Below are 20684 nucleotides of genomic sequence, written 5' to 3' on the forward strand. Positions count from 1 at the left end.
GCTCCGGTCATACCGCCTCCTTCAACCTGGACGCGCCGGCGCCGAGCGCGGCGAGGACCGCGTCGCGGGACGCCGGGACGGGGAACTCGGCCGCGACCCCGTCGGGGCCGAGGACGACGACGCGGTGGCCGAGCAGCAGCGCCTCGTCCACGTCGTGGGTGACGAACACGACCGTCGCGGGCGCGCCGTCGAGCACGTCCAGCAGGAGCCGCTGCATGGACGCGCGGGTCTGCGCGTCGAGGGCGCCGAACGGCTCGTCCATGAGCACGGCGCGGGGCCCGGCGGCGAGCGTCCGGGCGAGCTGGACGCGCTGCCGCATCCCGCCGGACAGCTCGCGCGGCAGCCGCCCGGCCGCGTCCGCGAGCCCGACCCGGCCGAGCCAGCTCAGCGCGGCCCGGCTGCGCTCCCTGCGCGGGACGCCGCGCAGGGCGAGCGCCAGCTCGACGTTGCGGCGCGCCGTCCGCCACGGCAGCAGGGCGTCGTCCTGGAACATCAGCGCGCGGTCGGCGGACGGCCCGGCGACCTCCGCGCCGTCCGCGAGGACGCGCCCGGACACCGGCCGCAGCAGCCCCGCGAACGCGCGCAGCAGCGTCGACTTGCCGCACCCGGACGGCCCGAGCACGACGAGGATCTCCCCCGGCGCGACGTCCAGGTCGAGCCCGGCGACGACCGACCGCCCGCCGTACCCGAGCGTGAGCCGCTCGGCCCGCAGCGTCAGCCCGCGCCGTGTTCCCTGCGAGGGGGCGACCCCCCGCGCCCTCCGGCGCGCTTCGCGACTCATGAGCGCTCCCCCTCCCGCGGCAGCCATCGGGTGAGGCGGCGGCCCGCCAGCTCCACGGACGCGGAGGTGAGCCAGCCGAGCAGCCCGATGGTCGCCATCCCGACGAGCACGCCGGGGTAGTCGACGATCGTGTACGCCTGCCAGGTCCGGTAGCCGACGCCGAAGTCGCCGGAGATCATCTCGGCGGAGATCACGCAGATCCACGCGACGCCCATCCCGATGGACAGGCCGCCGAACACGCCCGGCAGCACCCCCGGCAGGACGACCCGGGCGAGCACCCGCCACCGTCCGCCGCCGAGGGTGCGGACCGCGTCCTCCCAGACGACCGGGAGCGCCTTGACCGCGTGCCTGGTGCTGACCAGGACGGGGAAGAACGCCGCCGCGAACGTGATGAACACGATCCCCTGCTCGTTCGCGGGGAACAGCAGGATCGCGACCGGGACGAGCGCGATCGCCGGGATCGGGCGCGCCACCTCGAACAGCGGCTGCAGGACGTCCCCCACCCAGCGGGAGCGCCCGGTGGCGACGCCGAGCGCGACGCCGAGGACGGCCGCCAGCACGAACCCGGTGAGGATCCGCACGAGGCTCTGCGTGACGTCCTGCCAGTACTGCCCGTGCTCGACCTGCCTACCGAACTCGCGGACCACCTCCACCGGGCCGGGGAACCGGTCGAAGCGCACCCAGACCCGGAGGTTCGCGGCGGTCACGAGCTGCCACACGCCGAGCGCGGCCAGCAGCGACGCCGCCCGGACGGGCCACCGGTAGAGCCCGTCGCGGCGGGGGCTGGTGCGGTGCAGTCCGCTCATGCGCGCCGCACCGCCTCGGCGTACGGGACGACCTTCGCCCCCGAGTGCGCGGCCACGTACTTCTGCGCGCCCTCCGGCGTCGCGAACGGCTTGAACCGTTGCCCGCCCTTCGCGGACGGGTCCTCCACCCAGACGTCCTTGTCGGCGAACCAGCGCGTCCCGGCGGCGGCGTCGGGGATGTAGACGGCCCTGATCTGCTTGCCCTCGCCCTGCAACGCCCTGACGTTCTTCAAAAGGCACACGGGGTCGGCCACGGGACGGGTCGTGGGCTCGCCCTTCACCCACACCTCACCGGCGGTCTTGGGGTCGTCCACCTTCTTCTTGCAGACGGCGTCGTCGCCGGTGATGGCGGCCGGGTTCGCGGTGGAGGCGGACTGCTGGTCGTAGGACGGTCCGACCACTTTCCTGATGTAGGCGTCGTTGACGAAGGGGTCCACCTTGAGCGGCGTCTGGATGACACCGAGCGACTTGAGGAACGGCACGTCCTGGACGAACGCGGCCCGCAGTTCCTTCTTGATGGTGGGATCGAACGTCGCCACGCCGCCCGCGCCGTTGTAGAGGTACACGGTCTCGACGGGCAGGCCGGTCGTCGCCGCCACCGATTCCGCCGCCTGCAACGGGTGGGCGTGCAGGTAGTTCGTCGCGTCGACCTGTGCCTGCAGGAACGCCCGCAATATCTCGGGCTTCTCCTTCGCGTAGCCCTTGCGGACGACCACGCCGTGGAACGTCGGGACGTTCAGGTCGCCGCCGTCGTAGAGCAACCTGGCCTGCCCCTTGTTCACCAGGACTCCGGGCCAGGCGACGAACTGGGCGAAGGCGTCCGCGCTGCCCGCCTGGAGCGCGGACGCCCCAACGGACGGCTGCTGGTTCTCCACCTTCACGTCCTTGGACGGGTCGAGCCCGTACTTGCGGGCCGCCCGGACGAACGTCCCGTGCCCCGCCGACCCGACGCTCGCGGAGACCGTCCCGCCCTTGAGGTCGCGGAGCGTCTTCGCCTTCGAGCCGGGCGCGACGACCACGCCGTTCAGCGAGCCGCGCAGGTTGTAGCCGGTCACCGACACCCACTCGGTCTCGGCGTCGCCGCCCTGCGCCTGCGCCCGCGACCCGTTGATCAGCAGCGGGTAGTCGCCCATCGAGCCGATCTCGATCTTCCCGGCGAGCATCTGCGCGGTGATCGGCGCGCCGGTGTCGTAGTCGCGCCAGACGACGGAGTGCTTCCCGCCCGCCTCCTTCAGGCGCTTCTCGAAGTAGCCGAGCGAGCGCAGGAGGGTCCCGGCGGTGACGGTGTTGATGGTCTTGGACTGGTAGCCCACGACGATCTCCCCGGACCCGCCCCCGCCGGACGCGTTGCCCGCGACGGTGCAGCCGGCGAGCAGGGGGACGAGCGCGAGGACAAGCGGCCTTCTCATAGGGCTCATAGGGCTCATAGGGCTCATGGGGCTCATAGGGCGTCTCATCGGGGGTCCTTCAGCGCAGGAGGTACGGCATGTTCACGGTCACGGCCCCGGTCGGACAGCGGTCCGCGCACGGGCCGCAGTACCAGCACTCGTCGACGTGCATGTACGCCTTGCCGGTCTCGGGGTGGACGGCCAGCGCGTCCAGCGGGCAGACGTCGATGCACAGCGTGCAGCCGTCGATACAGAGGGCCTCGTCCACCGTCACCGGGACGTCGGCACGGTTCTCCACCAGGGACATGGGGTGCTCCAGTCAGGAAGGAGGGCGCGTCAGGGCGCGTCAGGGAAGGGGGCGGCGCAGGGTGCCGCTCATCGCGATGCGGTCGCCGCGGAACCGGATGAACTCCAGGTCGACGGGACGGCCGTCCGCGAGATGGGTGAGCCGTTCGAGCATCAGCAGGGCCGCGCCGCGCGGGGCGTCCAGGGTCGCGGCCGAGTGCGGGTCGGCGTTGACGGCCTCCAGCGTGACCTCGGCCAGCCCGAGGCGCTGCCCGGCGATCCGTTCGAGCAGGACGAAGATGTCGTTGCGCGCGAGGTCCTCGCCGAGCAGCGGTTCGCCGAGGTCGCGCGCGATGTAGGTGAGGTCGAGCGACAGGGGCAGCCCGTTCAGCCGCCGGATCCGCTCGATGTAGACGACCGGCTCGCGCGGCGGCGTCCGCAGCCGGTCCGAGATCTCCGTCGACGGCGTGATCAGCCCCGTCGTGCGGACCTCGTTCTCGACCTCGCCGTGCTCGCGCAGCGTCTCGGCGAGGCCGAGCAGCCGCTCCAGCCCGTGCGGGTACTTCGCGGCGACGGCGAGCGTGCCGACGCCGGGGCACCGCTCGACGAGGCCCTCGGCGCGCAGCAGGTCCAGCGCCTCCCGCACCGTGTTGCGGGACGTGCCGAACTCGCGGACGAGGTCGGCCTCGGCGGGCAGCGCGCCGCCCTCGAACCGGCCGTCCAGAACCTGGCGGCGGAGCACGTCCGCGACCTGCCGGGCGCGGTCCGCGCGCAGCCGCCGCGCGTCCGCCAGCGTGAGCCGCCCGGCGGCGGAGTTCGTCCTGGTCACGGCGTTAACCTACTAAATCCATCGGAATAGGTGAATAGAGTGCGCGCTCCGCCAGGGAAAACGTCCGCGGCACCCCTCGCGACCTGCGGCGGGACGCCGCGCCCCGGCCGTTCCGCCACCCCCCGGGCGCCGCCGCGCCGTCCGCCGGGCCCGCGAAGGGGCTTCGGCACGCCTTGCCGTACCCCGGGTCCAGGACGGGCAATGCTTGATCCAAAAGGGCGAAACCGGTCAACGGGAGGACTAACATCGTGCTACGTGACGAGCATCAGCCTTGACGGCGCATCCCTTGCCAGCATTGACGTCGACGCGGTAGTGATCGGGGTGGCCCCGGCCGAGCAGGGGGTCGCGCCGGCCGCGGGCGCCGCCGACCTCGACGCCGCGCTGGGCGGACGCCTCGCCGAGGCCCTCGCCGCGCTGGGCGCCGCAGGCAAGCCGGGCGAGGTCGTGAAGCTGCCCGCGCTGGGCGCCGTCGCCGCCAGGTTGATCGTCGCCGTCGGGCTGGGCGAGGACCCGTCCGCCGAGGACGTCCGCCGCGCCGCGGGCGCCGCCGTCCGCGCGCTCGCGGGCACCGGCCGGGTCGCCGTCGCGCTGCCCGCCGACTCCGCCGACGGCGTCGCGGCCGTCGCGCTCGGCGCGCTGCTCGGCGCGTACTCCTTCGACGCCTACCGCACCGGCGACAAGCACAAGAGCCCGGTCGAGGAGATCCGCCTCGCCGGTCCCGGGGCGTCCGCGTCCGGCGCCGAGGACGCCGTCGAGCGGGCCCGGGTGCTCGCCGAGTCCATCAAGCTCGTCCGCGACCTCGTCAACACGCCGCCGTCGCACCTGTCCCCCGAGGACCTCGCCGGCGAGGCCGAGCGCGTCGCCGGGGAGACCGGGCTGTCCATCGAGGTGCTGGACGAGAAGGCCCTCGTCGAGGGCGGCTACGGCGGCATCGTGGGCGTCGGGCAGGGCTCGGTCAACCCGCCGCGGCTCGTCCGGCTCGCCTACTCCCACCCGGAGGCGACGAAGACGCTCGCCCTGGTCGGCAAGGGCATCACGTTCGACTCCGGCGGCCTGTCCCTCAAGCCCGCCGACTCCATGGACTGGATGAAGTCCGACATGGGCGGCGCCGCCGCGGTGCTCGGCGCGCTCGCCGCCATCGCCCGGCTCGCGCCGAAGGTCGACGTCGTCGGCTACCTCGCGATCGCCGAGAACATGCCGAGCGGCACCGCGCAGCGCCCGTCCGACGTGCTGCGCATCTACGGCGGCAAGACCGTCGAGGTCCTCAACACCGACGCCGAGGGGCGGCTCGTCATGGCCGACGCCATCGTCCGCGCCGGCGAGGACTCCCCCGACCTGATCGTCGACGTCGCGACCCTCACCGGCGCGCAGCTCGTCGCGCTCGGCACCCGCACCGCGGGCGTGATGGCCAACGACGACGACGTCCGCGAGAGGGTCGTCGCGGCGGCGGGCCGGGCCGGGGAGGCCGCCTGGGGCATGCCGCTGCCCGCCGAGCTGCGCAAGGGCCTCGACTCCGCGGTCGCCGACATCGCGAACATGAGCGGCGAGCGCTGGGGCGGCATGCTCGTCGCCGGGACGTTCCTCAAGGAGTTCGTGCCGGACGGCGTCCGCTGGGTCCACCTCGACATCGCGGGCCCTGCGTTCAACAAGGGCGAGCCCTACGGCTACACCCCGAAGGGCGGCACCGGCGCGGCGGCCCGCACGCTCGTCGCCATCGCCGAGGACCTTGCAGAGGGCGTCCTCTAACCAGGCCGGGACGCACCGGAGGGGGCCCGCCGGAAAAGGACGGACCGGAATTCCACGGGGGGCCGCCCACCGGCCCGGACGGAGAGCAGAATAGATTTCTCATGGCGGCGGGGGCCCGGAGACGGCGCGCCCCGCCGCGCCCATGGCGCCTCGACCCACGCGGCGCCACCACCGGGAAAGGGAGCGTCCAGTGGCCAACAGCGGCCCCTTCGACATCGTCGTCCTGGGAGCCGGCAGCGGCGGATACGCGTGCGCGCTGCGCGCCGCCGAGCTCGGCAAGTCCGTCGCGCTGATCGAGCGGGACGAGTCCCTCGGCGGCACCTGCCTCAACCGCGGCTGCATCCCGACCAAGGCCCTGCTGCACGCGGCGGAGATCGCCGACCAGGCCCGCGAGGCCGCCAAGTTCGGGATCAGGGCCACGTTCGAGGGCATCGACGTGGCGGGCGTGAACGCCTACAAGGACAAGGTCGTCTCCACGACCGTCAAGGGCCTCACCGGGCTGATCAAGACCCGGGGCATCGAGGTCGTGCACGGCACCGGGCGGCTCACCGGCCCCACCACGGTCGAGGTCGTCACCGCCGACGGGCAGGCCCGCACCCTTGAGGGCGCGCACATCGTCCTCGGCACCGGCTCGCAGCCGAAGACGCTGCCCGGCCTGGAGATCGACGGCGAGCGCGTCATCTCCAGCGACCACGCGCTGCGGCTCGACCGCGTCCCCGGCTCGGTCGTGATCCTCGGCGGCGGCGTGATCGGCGTCGAGTTCGCCAGCGTGTGGCGCTCGTTCGGCGCGGACGTCACGATCGTCGAGGCGCTGCCGCACCTGCTGCCGCTGGAGGAGGAGTCCAGCTCCAAGCGGTTGGAGCGCGCCTTCCGCAAGCGCGGCATCAAGTTCGAGGTCGGCACCCGCTTCGAGGGGGCCAAGCCGACGCAGGGCGGCGTGTCCGTCACCCTCGAAGGCGGCAAGAACATCGACGCCGAGCTGCTGCTCGTCGCGGTCGGCCGCGGGCCGGTCTCCGACGGCATCGGCCTCGCCGAGGCCGGCGTCGAGACCGAGCGCGGGTTCGTCAAGGTCGACGAGTACTGCCGGACGAGCGTCCCCACGATCTCCGCCGTCGGCGACCTGATCCCGTCGCCGCAGCTCGCGCACGTCGGCTTCGCCGAGGGGATCCTCGTCGCCGAGCGGCTCGCCGGGCTCGGCCCGGCCCCGATCGACTACGACGGCGTCCCCCGCATCACCTACTCCGACCCCGAGGTGGCCTCGGTCGGCATCACGTCGGCCACGGCCCGCGAGCGCGGGTACGAGATCAAGGAGTTCACCTACGACCTCGCGGGCAACCCCAAGAGCAAGATCCTGGGGACGCAGGGCGAGGTCAAGGTGATCGCGGCCGTGGACGGCCCCGTCCTCGGCCTGCACATGGTCGGGGCGCGCGTCGGCGAGCTGATCGCCGAGGGGCAGCTCATCTACAACTGGGAGGCGCTGCCCGGCGAGGTCGCGCAGCTCATCCACCCCCACCCGACCCAGTCCGAGGCGGTCGGCGAGGCGCATCTCGCCCTCGCCGGCAAACCACTGCACGTACACGGCTGACAAGCCGCCAAGTATCTCGAAGGAGTCGCTGAGACATGCCGGTCTCCGTCACCATGCCCCAGCTCGGCGAGAGCGTCACCGAGGGCACCGTCACCCGCTGGCTCAAGAAGGAGGGCGAGCGCGTCGAGACCGACGAGCCGCTCCTCGAAGTGTCGACCGACAAGGTCGACACCGAGATCCCCTCCCCCGCCTCGGGCATCCTGACCAGCATCACCGTCGCCGAGGACGAGACCGTCGAGGTCGGCGCGGAGCTGGCCGTCATCGGCGACGAGGGCGACGCGCCGTCCGGCGGCGGCGCCCCGGCGGCGGAGGAGCAGCAGGAGGAGGAGCCCGCGCAGCAGGACCCGGCGCGGCAGGAGCAGGCCGCCGCGCCGCAGGCCGAGGCCCCGCAGGGCCCGCCGCCCGCCGCGTGGCCGCCGCCCGCCCAGCAGCAGCCGCCCGCGCCGCCGTCCCCGGCGCCCGCTCCGGCCCAGCAGGCCCAGCAGGCACCGCAGCAGGCCCAGCAGCAGGCACCGCAGCAGCCGCCCGCGGCGCCCGAGCCGGCGCCCGCGGCGCGGCAGCCCGCCGCGCCCGCGCAGCCGGAGGCGCCGTCCGGCGAGGGCCCGTACGTCACGCCGCTGGTCCGCAAGCTCGCCGCCGAGCACGACGTCGACCTGTCGTCGGTGAAGGGCACCGGCGTCGGCGGGCGGATCCGCAAGCAGGACGTCCTGGAGGCGGCCCGCGCCGCCGAGGAGGCCGCCCGGCAGCGGGCCGCCGCGCCCGCCCCCGCCCCGGCCGCGCCGGCTCCGGCGGCGGCCGCGCCGCAGGCGCCGGTCGGGCGGCACGCCGCGCCCGCCGGGGCCCCGGCCGAGCAGCTCGCGCTGCGCGGCCGGACCGAGAAGATGTCCCGGATGCGGCAGACGATCGCCCGCCGCATGGTGGAGTCGCTGCAGGTGTCCGCGCAGCTCACCACCGTCGTCGAGGCCGACATCACCAAGATCGCGCGGCTGCGGCGGCAGGCGAAGGACGACTTCGAGGCCCGCGAGGGCGTCAAGCTGTCGTTCCTGCCGTTCTTCGCGCTGGCGACCGTCGAGGCCCTCAAGGCGCACCCGAAGCTGAACGCGGTCATCAACGGCGAGACGAACGAGGTCACCTACCACGAGGTGGAGAACCTCTCCATCGCGGTGGACGTCCCCGAGCGCGGCCTGATGGTCCCCGTCGTGCACAACGCCGGGCAGCTCAACCTGGGCGGCCTCGCGCAGCGGATCGCCGACATCGCCGAGCGCACCCGCACCAACAAGGTGAGCCCGGACGAGCTCGCGGGCGGCACGTTCACGCTGACCAACACCGGCAGCCGGGGCGCGCTGTTCGACACCCCGATCCTGAACCAGCCGCAGGTCGGGATGCTCGGCACCGGCGCGGTCGTGAAGCGCCCCGCCGTCATCGACGACCCGGAGCTCGGCGAGGTCGTCGCCGTCCGGTCGATGGTGTACCTGGCGCTGACCTACGACCACCGCCTGATCGACGGCGCGGACGCGGCCCGCTTCCTCGGCACGATCAAGCACCGCCTGGAGGAGGGCAACTTCGAGGCCGAGCTCGGCCTCTGACGGCCGGGCCGACCGCTCCGGCGTCCGGCCCCGTCCGCGTCCGCGCGGGCGGGGCCGCGCCATGCCCGGCTGAGATTCTCATCGGCGGGCGGCGGCCCGCCGCCTAGGGTGGGGGGCATGAGGGTCACTGTCACGGGCTCGTCGGGTCTGCTCGGCTCGGCGCTGACGCGGTCGCTGCGCGCCGACGGCCACGAGGTCGTCCGGCTGATCCGGCGCGAGCCGGCCCGGCCGGACGAGGCGCGCTGGTCGCCAGCCGACGGCTGCGTCGAGGCGGCGGCCCTGGACGGCGCGGACGCGGTGGTGCACCTCGCGGGCGCCGGGGTCGGCGACCGCCCCTGGACGAGGGCGTACCGCCGCAAGATCAGGGAGAGCAGGCTCGACGGCACCCGCACCATCGCCGAGGCGATCGCCGCGGCGAGCGGCCGGCCGCCCGTGCTCGTCTGCGGCTCCGCGATCGGTTACTACGGCGACACCGGCGGCCGGGAGGCCGACGAGAAGTCCCCGGCCGGGCGCGGGTTCCTCGCCGCGCTCGTCCGCGACTGGGAGGCGGCGGCCGCGCCCGCGCGCGACGCGGGCGTCCGGGTCGTCCACCCGCGGACCGGCGTCGTGCTGGCCCGCGAGGGCGGCTACCTCGGCCGCACGCTCCCGCTGTTCCGGCTCGGCCTCGGCGGGCGGCTCGGCGACGGCCGCCAGTGGACGAGCTGGATCTCCCTGCCCGACCAGGTCGCGGCGCTGCGCTTCCTCATCGACACCGAGATCGCCGGGCCCGTCAACCTGACCGCGCCGAACCCCGTCACCAACGCCGAGTACACCCGCACGCTCGCCGCGCTCCTGCGCAGGCCCGCGCGGCTGCCCGTCCCGAAGGCGGCGCTGCGGGCGGCGCTGCTCGGCTTCGCCGACGAGGGCCCGCTGATCAGCCAGCGGGTGCTGCCGCGCCGCCTGCTGGACGCCGGGTTCCGGTTCGCCCATGAGGACGTCGACTCGGCCCTGCGCGCCGTCCTCTGAGTCCCAAGAATCGTCAAAGTACGGGCCGGCTCCGTTCGGTAGCCATACGGTGACAATGAGACAGATCCGCCCCCGAGGAGGATGCATGAGCACCGACGGACAGCCGCACATCCTCGCGATCGGCGGGGGGAGCTTCGTCCCGGACGGCCGGGACGGGCTCACCCCGAGTCCGCTGATCCGCTACGCCTTCGACCTCACCGGCCAGGACAGGCCGCGCGTCTGCTTCGTGACCACGGCGGTCGGCGACGGCGCCGAGTACGTCGCCCGCCTCTACGCCGGGTTCTCCTCGCTGGACGCCGAGGTCAGCCATCTCGCGCTGTTCCCGATGCCGAACGTCCCGGACGTCCGGGCGCACCTCCTCAACCAGGACCTCGTGCACGTGTCCGGCGGCAGCGTCGCGAACCTGCTCGCCCTGTGGCGGCTGCACGGGCTGGACGAGATCATGCGCGAGGCGTGGCAGGAGGGCGTCGTGCTGTCCGGGCAGAGCGCGGGCGCGCTGTGCTGGCACGCGGGCGGCACCACCGACTCGTTCGGGCCGGAGCTGCGCCCGCTGACCGACGGCCTCGCGTTCCTGCCGTACTCGTGCGGCGTGCACTACGACAGCGACCCGCAGCGGCGCCCGCTGCTCCAGCAGCTCGTGGGCGAGGGGACGCTCCCCGGCGGCTACGCGGCCGACGAGGGCGTGGCGCTGCACTACGTCGGGACCGAGTTCGTCCAGGCCGTGTCCTACCGCAAGGACGCGGGCGCCTACCGCGTCGAGCCGGACGGCCCCGGCACCGCGAAGGAGTCCCGCCTGGAGCCCCGCCTGCTCGCCTCGCTGTAGCGGGATCCGGCCGCGAGGGGCGCGGGGTCCGCCTGTAAGGCGCAAGGCTTAAGCTGGCTCATGTGAGCGATGTGGACGTACGCGAGCTGGTGGTGGTGCACGCGGGGTTCGGCGACGCCGCCGTCCCCTACGAGGACGGATGGGAGCTGCAGAGACGCACGCACGCGCTGCGCTCGGACGACGCGATCCCCGACACCGTCCTCCTGCTGGAGCACCTGCCGGTGTACACGGCGGGCAAGCGCACCGCGGCGCTGGACCGGCCGCTCAGCGACCCTGGCGCGCCCGTCGTCGACGTCGACCGCGGCGGCAAGATCACCTGGCACGGCCCGGGGCAGCTCACCGGCTACCCGATCCTGCGCCTGCCCGACCCGGTGGACGTCGTCGGCTACGTCCGGCTGCTGGAGCAGATGATGATGGACGTCTGCGCCGACCTCGGCCTGGAGACGGTCACGGTGGAGGGGCGCAGCGGCCTGTGGGTGCCCGGCTCCCCCGACCGCAAGATCGGCTCCATCGGGGTCCGGGTGTCGCGCGGCGTCACGATGCACGGGTTCATGCTGAACTGCGACAACGACATGGGCTGGTTCGACAGGATCATCCCCTGCGGGATCCGGGACGTCGGCTCCACGAACCTCAGCCTTGAACTCGGCCGGAACGTGACCGTCGCCGAGATCGTCCCGCTGGTCGAGCGCCATCTGGCCGCCGCGCTCGGCGCGGACGGCACGCTGCACCGCACCACCGCGCAGCTCGGAGCCGTCGCGGCCCCGGCCTGAGCGGGGCGCGCCCCGCCACCTGGCGCTGCGTCACCTGGCGCTGTGTCACCTGGCTTCGGGGGCCATCACCTTGTAGACGGCCTGGCCCTCGGTGGCGGCGGCCCTGAAGAAGTCCGCGAGCCCCTGGTAGGCGGGTTTGAAGTACCCGTCGCGGGCGCCGCCGTCGAGGCGGCGCGCGTCCTGGACGCCCGCCGCGTCCATCGCCGCCGGGTCGAACCGGGCGGCGAGCTCGGCGAACGGCGTCGCGGCCAGGTGGTCGGCGGCGGGCTTCACCCGGTCCGGGGCGAGGAAGATCACGTCCATGCCGAGCTCGTCGGCGCCGTCCTCGGTGAGCAGCCGGCCGCCGCACACGACGTCCGCCTCGGGCTGCCGTCCGTCCCACGGGTCGCCGGTGACGAGGTAGTGCATCGCCTGCCACGTCCAGCCGAGTTCGAACAGCGCGCCCGCGCCGCGCCGGCGCCAGTCCGCGGCGCCGAAGATGTGCCGGGCGATCCGGCCGGGTTCAGTCTCCCCCTCCAGCACCGGCGGCACCCTGAGGTACGACATTGCCAGACCCACTGGTCCTCCTGCTGCTGAACGCTGCTTGCGTGACGACAGGGAGTCACCCTAGAGAGATCCACTGTGGGAGATGACCGAAACACGCGAATCTGTCAACCGGACGGGGTACCGTCATACGTTCGATATCGCTCCGAGACGCCTTTGAGCCCCACCCAGGGCGAATGGGCGATCGGAGGGACATGCGGCGGGACGGAGCGGGCACCAGGCCAGGCGGCAGGGCGGGCACCGGGCCGGTGTGCCGGCGGCGGAGATCGCGACGTACCCTGAACGGGTGACGACGGTGACACCAGACGGCCGCAGGCTGCTGCGGGTCGAGGCCCGCAACAGCCAGACCCCGATCGAGCGCAAGCCCGAGTGGATCAAGACACGGCTGAAGATGGGCCCGCAGTACCGCGAGCTCGTCGGCCTCGTGAAGTCCGAGGGCCTGCACACGGTCTGCCAGGAGGCGGGCTGTCCCAACATCTTCGAGTGCTGGGAAGACCGCGAGGCGACGTTCCTCATCGGCGGCGACCAGTGCACCCGGCGCTGCGACTTCTGCCAGATCGACACCGGCAAGCCCGCCGAGCTCGACCGGGACGAGCCGCGCCGCGTCGCCGAGTCCGTCGCCACGATGGGCCTCAAGTACGCGACCGTCACCGGCGTCGCCCGCGACGACCTCGACGACGGCGGCGCCTGGCTGTACGCCGAGACCGTCCGGCGGATCCACGACGCCGTCCCCGGCTGCGGCGTCGAGCTGCTGATCCCCGACTTCAACGCCGTTCCGGAGCAGCTCGCCGAGGTGTTCTCGTCCCGGCCCGAGGTGCTGGCGCACAACGTGGAGACCGTCCCGCGGATCTTCAAGCGGATCCGGCCCGGGTTCCGCTATGACCGCTCCCTCGACGTCATCACCCGCGCCCGGGAGGACGGCCTCGTCACCAAGTCCAACCTGATCCTCGGCATGGGCGAGACCCGCGAGGAGGTCTCGCAGGCGCTCCGCGACCTCCACGACGCGGGCTGCGAACTGATCACGATCACGCAGTACCTGCGGCCGAGCCCGCGCCACCACCCGGTCGAGCGGTGGGTGAAGCCGGAGGAGTTCGTGGAGCTGTCCGCCGAGGCGGAGGAGATCGGCTTCGCGGGCGTCATGTCCGGGCCGCTGGTGCGGTCCAGCTACCGCGCCGGCCGCCTCTACCGGCAGGCCGTCGAGGCCCGGGGCTAGTCCGGGTCCCGCCGGGGGCTGTCGGGACGGGGGTCCGTCCGGACTATCCTGGGACTCATGTCTAAAACGCCCACGGACGGGGCCCAGGAGCGTCCGGGCCGCCTCAAGCAGATCCGCATGGTCGCGCAGGTGCTGCGGCAGGCCGACCCGAAGGCCCTGCCGATCGTGTTCGCCTCCGCGGTCGGGACGCTGGTCGTCGTCGTCCTCATCGGGCTGCTGCTCGGCCAGCTGTGGTTCTTCATCCCGCTGGGGATCCTCGCGGCCGCCGCCGTCGGCATGATCGTGTTCGGCCAGTTGGCGCAGCGGGCGCAGTACAAGGTGATCGCCGGGCAGCCGGGCGCGGCCGCCGCGATCCTGAAGAACATGCGCGGCAACTGGACGGTGACCGAGGCCGTCAGCGGCAACCGCAACCTCGACATGGTGCACCGCGCGGTGGGACGCGCCGGGGTGGTGCTCGTCTCCGAGGGCCCGCGCGGACGCGTCGGCCCGCTCCTCGGCGCGGAGAAGAAGCGCATCTCCCGCGCCGCGCAGCAGGTGCCGATCTACGACGTGCAGGTCGGGACGGACGAGGGCCAGATCCCCGTCGACAAGCTCCAGCGCCACCTGATGAAGCTGCCCCGCAACCTCACGAAGGCGCAGGTCTCCGACCTGAACGACCGGTTGCAGGCGCTGCCCAGATCGATGCAGATGCCGAAGGGCCCGATCCCCAAGGGCGCGAAGATGCCCAAGGGCCCGAAGCCCAAGATGCGCTGACGCGCACACTCCAGACAGGACGCTCGAGAAAGGCGCCCCCGGCTCGGCCGGAAGGCGCCTTTCTCGCGTTTCCTTCTCGGCGTTATGCGCGCTACAGGTTCTCGCCGTTCGGCGCGCTACAGGCTCTCGCCGTTCGCCGCGCTACAGGTTGACGACGGCGGTGTTGCTGGCGCGGTCGTGCAGGCCGCGGTAGTCGCGGTCCCAGATCAGCGCGGGGACGACGAGGACGAGCAGGAACGTCCGGGCGAGGGCCCAGCCGAGGCCGACCGGGCGCCCGTCCAGCCGGGCGACGCGGATGCCGCACAGCCGCTTGCCGATCGTCACGCCGAGGAACGCCGTCAGCAGCCACGCCTGAACGGCGAAGACGACCAGCGTCCACGTGCTGCGCTCGGCCGGATCCCAGCCGAGGGGGCGCGCCAGCAGGCTCGCCACCAGCATCGACAGGCCCCAGTCGACGAACAGCGCGACGAGCCGCCGCCCGTAGGGCGCGACGGCGCCGCTGCCGCTCTCCGGGAAGCCGATCCGCGCGCCGGGCTTGCCGAGGTCGACGCCCGCCGAGCGCACGCCGCCGAGCCACGTCTGCGTCCAGCGCGGACCGCCCTTGCCACCGCTCATGCCCCTACGCTATCCGGTCCCCCCGCGAGCCCCGACCCGGCTCCCGGACGGGGCTCGCGGGGGGTGGAACGGTCGCGGGAGTGACCCGTAACACAGCGGAAACATATGGGACACGGCCGGGAAACGGCTCCGGCGTAGCCTGCCGAGGAGCCAAGGCCGCGCCCAAGGAGGCTTGATGTTCAGCAACGCCGAAGAGGTCCTGAGCTATATCAGGAACGAAGGTGTGCGATTCGTCGACTGTCGGTTCGTGGACCTGCCGGGCAAGATGCAGCATTTCACGTTCCCCGTCGAGAGCTTCGGCGAGAGCGTCTTCACCGAGGGACTGATGTTCGACGGCTCGTCGGTCCGCGGGTTCCAGGAGATCCACGAGTCGGACATGCTCCTGCTCCCGGACCCGTCCACCGCCGTCGTCGACCCGTTCCGGCAGCACAAGACCCTGAACCTGAACTTCTTCGTCCACGACCCGCTGACCGGCGAGCCCTACAGCCGCGACCCGCGCAACGTGGCGAAGAAGGCGCAGGACTACCTCCGCGGCACCGGCATCGCCGACACCTGCTATTTCGGGCCCGAGGCCGAGTTCTACATCTTCGACGACGTCCGTTTCGAGACGAAGGCGAACGCCGGCTACTACTACCTCGACTCGGTCGAGGGCGCGTGGAACACCGGCCGTGAGGAGCCCGGCGGGAACCTCGGCGCGAAGCCCCCGTACAAGGGCGGATATTTCCCCGTCCCGCCGATGGACCATTACACCGACCTGCGCTCGGAAATGGTCGCGCAGCTCCTCGACGTCGGCATCCACGTCGAGATGCAGCACCACGAGGTCGGCACCGCGGGCCAGGCCGAGATCGACTTCCGCTTCGACACGCTGCTGAAGACCGCCGACCAGCTCCAGCTCTACAAGTACATCGTCAAGAACGTCGCGCGCGCCGCCGGGAAGACCGTCACGTTCATGCCGAAGCCCATCTTCGGCGACAACGGCTCCGGCATGCACTGCCACCAGTCCCTCTGGAAGGACGGCGCGCCCCTCTTCTACGACGAGGTCGGCTACGCGGGCCTGTCCGACAACGCGCGCTACTACATCGGCGGCCTGCTCAAGCACGCCCCGTCGCTGCTGGCGTTCACGAACCCGACGGTGAACAGCTACCACCGGCTCGTCCCCGGCTACGAGGCCCCGGTCAACCTGGTCTACTCCCAGCGCAACCGCTCCGCCTGCATCCGGATCCCGATCACCGGCTCGAACCCGAAGGCCAAGCGCGTCGAGTTCCGCGTCCCGGACCCGTCCTGCAACCCGTACCTGGCCTTCTCCGCCATGCTCATGGCCGGGCTCGACGGCATCAAGAACAAGATCGAGCCCGCCGAGCCGGTGGACAAGGACCTCTACGAGCTGCCGCCCGAGGAGGCCCGCGCGATCCCGCAGGTCCCCGGCTCGCTGCCCGAGGTCCTCGCGGCCCTGGAGTCCGACCACGACTACCTCCTCGAAGGCGGCGTGTTCACCCCGGACCTCATCGAGACCTGGATCGCGATGAAGACCGAGTTCGAGATCGACCCGATCCGCCTCCGCCCCCACCCGCACGAGTTCGAGTTGTATTACGACATCTAGCCGCCGATCACCCGACCGGCAGCCCACAGAGGCCGTCGTCCGCTCGCCCGTCCAGGGCCCGGACGACGGCCTTCCTGTTACGGACATCGCTTCCAGATGAGGTGGTAATCCGTCCGGATGCTGTTGTTGCCTTCGTCCATCGAGATGAAGCTGACCATCGACGGGTCGGAGGTCAGCGGGGCGACTCGCAGCTCGGTGCTGAGGACTGATCGGCAGGGCGCCTCCGTGCGCCGAGCATCCTTGCCTGACCGGGACACACCTCGCCGCTCGCGGGCTGGTTACCCGCACGCATCGGCGGCGGCAGGAGGCCCTCGTCGGGCGAGCGTCGCCGAGGGCCTTTGGCGTCCGCTCCGGTTCCGGCACGCCGCAGGCAACCGTTTCCATGGCTCTGACGTGCGGGAAAAGCCGCCGTGCGGGCGTTGCCCGGGACGTGGCGAAATAGGCGCTAGTCCTATTGGTCGCCGAAACTGGGCAAGGCGGGCTGATTCTGGCTAGTCCTTGGCGGCTAGCCCCCGGCACGTCGAGTCATCCCGTGGTCACAAGCTGGAATGGCCGTAAAGAGCGCTGTTCACGGATGGGTGAAGCGGAAAGACTTGTGCAAGAGACGGCTCATGGGCTCGTACCGAAGACGGCCCCCTGCGCCAACAGGGAGCCGTCCGCACGGAACCCGATCCCTTGCTGCGAGGTCGAGCCCAACATGAGCGTACGGCGGGACGAACAGGAACCGCACCCTCCATCCGATCGAAATCGGTCCCGCACAGGCGGCCGGGTGCTGCCGATCGTCGCCGTCGGTGTCCTCGCGGGCGTCGCGGTGGCGGTCATGCCGGAGCTGGCGGTGCCGATCGGGGTGGGCGTAACGGTGGTATCGCTGCTGGTCGCGATGATCCGGCCCTGACCGCGGGTCATACGGGCGCGGGAACGGCTCGGGAATTGCCGGGCACTTCTGGGGGCAAGGTCGTCGTCTTCGGCTTGAACGAAGGTGACGACCTTCCTTTATGGGTCCGCCGCGTCGCATGGGAATATTCGGTTGTGCCCGCGTGGCCGGGGCTGATCTCCTAGAGTCATCGTCCTTCCGGTGCGAGGGCCGCGGGTTACTTCTGTAAAAAGCCACCCGAGGCCGGTCGTGAACTCGGAAGGATGGCCGATCGCAGAGCGTGCCCGGTGCGAAGATGGGAGTTACTTCGGCTCAAAACCGAGAGGTCGCGGGTTCGAGTCCCGTCGCGAGCTTCGGCTCGCGTAGCTCAGATGGCAGAGCGCTTTCGTGCCTCTCGTCGACCCTGATCTCGGGCACTCCCTTCAACACAACCGAATATCGCGCCTCCCGGTGCGCAGGCGAACGGATACTTCGAGGTTCGACTCCTTGCAGGCCCCCGCATGGGCCTGTGGCCCTGATCGGCAGGGCGACTCCGTGCGCCGTCCTGATCTCGGGGGGAGCACATGCTTCGCGGGCGCCCGGTGCGAAGGCAACGGATACTTCACTGGATCCGCGGGTTGTGGGTTCGAATCCCACCGTCCCCGAAAGGGGATGTAGCTCAACACGGTAGAGCAGCGGGATAAGACACCGTCGCCGACCTCTGACCTCGGGCGTCCCGCGAAGCATGCGTAAAGGCTCCCTCCATTCTTGGAAGGGGCCTTGCCCATGGTGAAGTTCAATCGCGGACGAGTCCGCGCGGCCGTTTCCGGGCCTCTCCGTACAGAGGCGAGCCCGTCCGGGCGCACCCATGAAGGCACTCCCGGCTACGCTCGCGACACCAAGAGCGAGCTTTTCCTTCTCGCCGTCGCGAACATGGTCGGCGAAGACGCCTTTTACGAGAGCGGCAGCGACCGCGATGCCCGTTTCCGCGACCTCGTCCACCGCGTCGCCGTCGAGGACGCGGAATGGACGTCGGCGTTCCTGCCGTGGCTGCGCGACGAGGCCAACATGCGCTCGGCGTCGCTCGTCGCGGCGCTGGAGGCCGTCCGGGCGCGGCTGGACGCGGGCCTGAACGGCGGCAACCGGCAGCTCGTCGCGAGCGTCATGCGCCGCGCCGACGAGCCCGGCGAGGCGCTCGCCTACTGGACGTCCACCCACGGTCGCGCGGTGCCGAAGCCGGTCAAGCGCGGCATCGCGGACGCCGTCCAGCGGCTCTACAACGAGCGGTCCCTGCTCAAGTACGACGCGGACACGCGCGGCTTCCGGTTCGGCGACGTCGTCGACCTCGTCCACCCGGCCCCGGCGGCGGACAAGCCGTGGCAGGGCGAGCTGTTCAAGCACGCGCTCGACCGGCGGCACGGCCGCGACGAGCCGATCCCCGAGCCGCTGCGGACGCTCCGCGCCCGCGCCGAGCTGATGGCGGTCCCGGTCGGGGAGCGGCGGGCGGTGCTCGCCGCCGACGGCGCGGACCGGCTGGCCCGCGCCGGGATGACGTGGGAGGCGCTCGCCGGCTGGCTCCAGGGCCCGCTGGACTCCGCGGCGTGGGAGACGGTGATCCCGTCCATGGGCTACATGGCGCTGCTTCGCAACCTGAGGAACCTCGACGAGGCGGGGGTCTCCGACGAGGTCGCGGAGCGGGTCGCGGCGAGGCTGGCGGATCCGGATGAGGTCGCGCGGTCGCGGCAGTTCCCGTTCCGGTTCTTCTCCGCGTACCTGGCGGCGCCGTCGCTGCGCTGGGGCCACGCCCTCGACAAGGCGCTCACGGCGGCCACGGCGAACGTCCCGGCGTTCCCTGGCCGGACGCTCGTCCTCGTGGACACGTCCGCGTCGATGACGTCCCTGGGCGTCTCGAAGCGGTCGCGGATGACGTACGCGCAGATGGCGGCGCTGTTCGGGGTGACGCTCGCGGCGCGCGGCAACGACGTCGACCTGTACGGCTTCGCGGACGGGACGTTCCGCCACGCGGTCGGGTCCGGCGCGTCCGTGCTGCGCGAGGTCGGCCGGTTCGTGGAGCGGACGGGCGAGGTCGGGCACGGCACCCGCATCGCCGAGGCGGTCCGCACGACCTACGCGGGACACGACCGGGTCGTCATCCTGTCGGACATGCAGACGTTCGGCACCGCCTGGGCCGGGCCCGTCACCGGCGCCGCCCCGGCGCACGTGCCGATGTACGCGTTCAATTTCGCGGGCTACCGGCACGGCGCGATCCCGTCCGGTACGGGCGCCCGCCACGAACTGGGCGGGATGACGGACGCGGCCTTCCGCCTGATCCCACTGCTGGAGGCGGGCCGGAACGCCGACTGGCCGTGGGTCCGCTAAGTCTCCGTCCGCGCGCGACGTAACCGAGCGTCGCGCGCGGACACCGGAGGCTGCCTCCGCCAGAATGACTGAGCATGAACGCTCCTCCTGGACACTTAGCGCACTATCGCGGCCTCCTGGCCACCGGTCTGGGACGGGCCGCCTGCGTCACCTGGTGGCGCGCGGGGACGGCCGCGTCCGGCGCCGACGAGGTGGCACGCGGCTTCGGCGCCGACCCGGCCGCCGCCCGCCCCGTGGAGGCCCCCGACCTGGCAGCGCGGTCACTCCTAGTAGGGGCATTGCGGGACGGGTGGTGGCTGGCGGTGGAGCCGAACGGTTTCAGCGGCGTCCGTCCGGGGGTGCTCAGCGCGTTGACCGCCGAGGGCGGCACCGCCTACAGCGCGTACTGGAATACCGATTCAGAGTCGGAGGCGGTGCTCGCGGTAGGCGGCCGGGTCGCCGCCTCGTTCGAGCTGCTGGACGCCGACGTCGTCCTGGGCGAGAAGCCGGACCTCCTCACCCGCCACATGAGCGACCTGGATTTCGGTGCGGGCGCCGACGTCCAGGCCGCCGCTCTGCTGCTCGGCGAGAGGGTCAGCGGCCAGGGGCTTACCGCGTCCTGGCTGGACACCGTCCACACTCGCTACCCGATCGGCGAACGTCCGCCGTCCGAACCCGATCGCAGTGAGGCGGTCACCGACGTGTGCCGGACGATCATCACGACCATGGAGATCCCCGGCGACGCCACCCACGCGATGCGCCGCGCCCTGGACGCGCTACAGGGCAGCCCGTTCACCGCCGCCGAACGGGCACGGCTGATCGACGACCTGGAAGACCTCGGCCTCCGCACACGCGGCCGGGCCGCCGCCCGCGGCTCCGCGCAGGGCCCGCTCCTGGTCGCCGACACCCTCGGCTACCTGCGCGCGGACGCGGTGGACATAGTCAGAGACGCGCTGACCCGCCCGTCCGCCGAGACCTTCAAGACGATCCGCCGCCACAGCGCCCACCCCTGGCCGACCCCGGTAGCCGAGGCCCTCCGCCACATGACGTGACCCACGCGCTCGTCGCCCAAGGGCCGTTCCGGGCGCTCCGAATTGGGGTCCGGCCGGACGAATTCTAGGGCCCCAGGACCCTGACCTTCCGCA

At 72.3% G+C, this 20684-nt stretch carries 19 protein-coding genes and 1 tRNA gene; 13 read left to right on the forward strand and 7 right to left on the reverse strand.

Annotated features, from left to right (window positions below; translation table 11 throughout):
- Positions 1 to 7: 7 nt before the first annotated feature.
- The 5 genes from FXF68_RS20230 to FXF68_RS20250 are packed head-to-tail and all read right to left on the reverse strand — an operon-like array spanning position 8 to position 4089.
- Entirely contained in the window at positions 8 to 781 is a 774-nt protein-coding gene (locus FXF68_RS20230; protein ID WP_148761513.1) for an ABC transporter ATP-binding protein, read from the reverse strand.
- Positions 778 to 1587, reverse strand: coding sequence for an ABC transporter permease (locus FXF68_RS20235; RefSeq protein WP_148761515.1), 810 nt, complete (start codon positions 1585 to 1587; stop codon positions 778 to 780). Before FXF68_RS20235 ends, FXF68_RS20230 begins: the two co-directional genes overlap by 4 nt.
- The gene (locus FXF68_RS20240) at positions 1584 to 2996 is read right to left on the reverse strand and encodes an ABC transporter substrate-binding protein (protein ID WP_187438018.1); all 1413 of its coding nucleotides are present in this window, start codon (positions 2994 to 2996) and stop codon (positions 1584 to 1586) included. Before FXF68_RS20240 ends, FXF68_RS20235 begins: the two co-directional genes overlap by 4 nt.
- A gap of 58 nt (positions 2997 to 3054) precedes the next feature.
- Positions 3055 to 3282, reverse strand: coding sequence for a 4Fe-4S dicluster domain-containing protein (locus tag FXF68_RS20245; RefSeq protein WP_131763497.1), 228 nt, complete (start codon positions 3280 to 3282; stop codon positions 3055 to 3057).
- 39 nt (positions 3283 to 3321) lie between these two features.
- Entirely contained in the window at positions 3322 to 4089 is a 768-nt protein-coding gene (locus FXF68_RS20250) for a GntR family transcriptional regulator (protein ID WP_148353033.1), read from the reverse strand.
- A gap of 201 nt (positions 4090 to 4290) precedes the next feature.
- Between FXF68_RS20250 and FXF68_RS20255 the strand changes: the two genes are divergently transcribed.
- The 6 genes from FXF68_RS20255 to lipB all read left to right on the forward strand — a co-directional run bounded on the left by FXF68_RS20255 (position 4291) and on the right by lipB (position 11604).
- Positions 4291 to 5835 (forward strand): leucyl aminopeptidase, encoded by a 1545-nt coding sequence (locus FXF68_RS20255; RefSeq protein ID WP_148761519.1) that lies wholly within the window; start codon positions 4291 to 4293, stop codon positions 5833 to 5835.
- Positions 5836 to 5977: 142 nt separating this feature from the next.
- A complete protein-coding gene (gene lpdA / locus FXF68_RS20260; RefSeq protein ID WP_148761521.1) occupies positions 5978 to 7420 on the forward strand; it encodes a dihydrolipoyl dehydrogenase in 1443 nt (480 codons plus the stop codon).
- Between the two features lie 35 nt (positions 7421 to 7455).
- The gene (gene sucB / locus FXF68_RS20265; protein WP_148761523.1) at positions 7456 to 9006 is read left to right on the forward strand and encodes a 2-oxoglutarate dehydrogenase, E2 component, dihydrolipoamide succinyltransferase; all 1551 of its coding nucleotides are present in this window, start codon (positions 7456 to 7458) and stop codon (positions 9004 to 9006) included.
- 117 nt (positions 9007 to 9123) lie between these two features.
- Positions 9124 to 10011: a TIGR01777 family oxidoreductase gene (locus FXF68_RS20270; RefSeq protein WP_148761525.1), complete on the forward strand. Its 888-nt coding sequence runs from the start codon at positions 9124 to 9126 to the stop codon at positions 10009 to 10011.
- Positions 10012 to 10096: 85 nt separating this feature from the next.
- A complete protein-coding gene (locus FXF68_RS20275) occupies positions 10097 to 10834 on the forward strand; it encodes a Type 1 glutamine amidotransferase-like domain-containing protein (protein ID WP_148761527.1) in 738 nt (245 codons plus the stop codon).
- Between the two features lie 62 nt (positions 10835 to 10896).
- Positions 10897 to 11604, forward strand: a complete 708-nt coding sequence (gene lipB, locus FXF68_RS20280) for a lipoyl(octanoyl) transferase LipB (protein WP_246178821.1) — start codon at positions 10897 to 10899, stop codon at positions 11602 to 11604.
- Positions 11605 to 11649: 45 nt separating this feature from the next.
- Here the strand turns inward: lipB and FXF68_RS20285 are convergent, their stop codons facing one another.
- Positions 11650 to 12162 (reverse strand): YfbM family protein, encoded by a 513-nt coding sequence (locus FXF68_RS20285; RefSeq protein WP_148761529.1) that lies wholly within the window; start codon positions 12160 to 12162, stop codon positions 11650 to 11652.
- Between the two features lie 271 nt (positions 12163 to 12433).
- Between FXF68_RS20285 and lipA the strand changes: the two genes are divergently transcribed.
- On the forward strand, positions 12434 to 13360 hold the full coding sequence (lipA, locus tag FXF68_RS20290; protein WP_148761531.1) for a lipoyl synthase: 927 nt from the start codon (positions 12434 to 12436) through the stop codon (positions 13358 to 13360).
- Between the two features lie 57 nt (positions 13361 to 13417).
- Entirely contained in the window at positions 13418 to 14113 is a 696-nt protein-coding gene (locus FXF68_RS20295; protein ID WP_148761533.1) for a DUF4191 domain-containing protein, read from the forward strand.
- A 141-nt stretch (positions 14114 to 14254) separates the two neighbouring features.
- On the opposite strand, the gene FXF68_RS20300 is transcribed toward FXF68_RS20295, so the two are convergent.
- A complete protein-coding gene (locus FXF68_RS20300; RefSeq protein WP_148761535.1) occupies positions 14255 to 14728 on the reverse strand; it encodes an RDD family protein in 474 nt (157 codons plus the stop codon).
- Between the two features lie 175 nt (positions 14729 to 14903).
- Between FXF68_RS20300 and glnA the strand changes: the two genes are divergently transcribed.
- The 5 genes from glnA (at position 14904) to FXF68_RS20320 (ending at position 20591) form a co-directional block, all read left to right on the forward strand.
- Complete coding sequence (gene glnA, locus FXF68_RS20305) at positions 14904 to 16328, forward strand: type I glutamate--ammonia ligase (protein WP_148761537.1); 1425 nt, start codon at positions 14904 to 14906, stop codon at positions 16326 to 16328.
- Positions 16329 to 17097: 769 nt separating this feature from the next.
- Complete coding sequence (locus FXF68_RS44510; RefSeq protein ID WP_281292222.1) at positions 17098 to 17223, forward strand: hypothetical protein; 126 nt, start codon at positions 17098 to 17100, stop codon at positions 17221 to 17223.
- 257 nt (positions 17224 to 17480) lie between these two features.
- Positions 17481 to 17552, forward strand: a tRNA-OTHER gene (locus tag FXF68_RS20310).
- Positions 17553 to 18114: 562 nt separating this feature from the next.
- The gene (locus FXF68_RS20315; RefSeq protein ID WP_342787147.1) at positions 18115 to 19560 is read left to right on the forward strand and encodes a TROVE domain-containing protein; all 1446 of its coding nucleotides are present in this window, start codon (positions 18115 to 18117) and stop codon (positions 19558 to 19560) included.
- 74 nt (positions 19561 to 19634) lie between these two features.
- A complete protein-coding gene (locus FXF68_RS20320; RefSeq protein ID WP_148761541.1) occupies positions 19635 to 20591 on the forward strand; it encodes a DUF6461 domain-containing protein in 957 nt (318 codons plus the stop codon).
- Positions 20592 to 20684 lie beyond the last annotated feature (93 nt).

The sequence above is a fragment of the Actinomadura decatromicini genome, from assembly GCF_008121305.1.
GTDB lineage: Bacteria > Actinomycetota > Actinomycetes > Streptosporangiales > Streptosporangiaceae > Spirillospora > Spirillospora syzygii.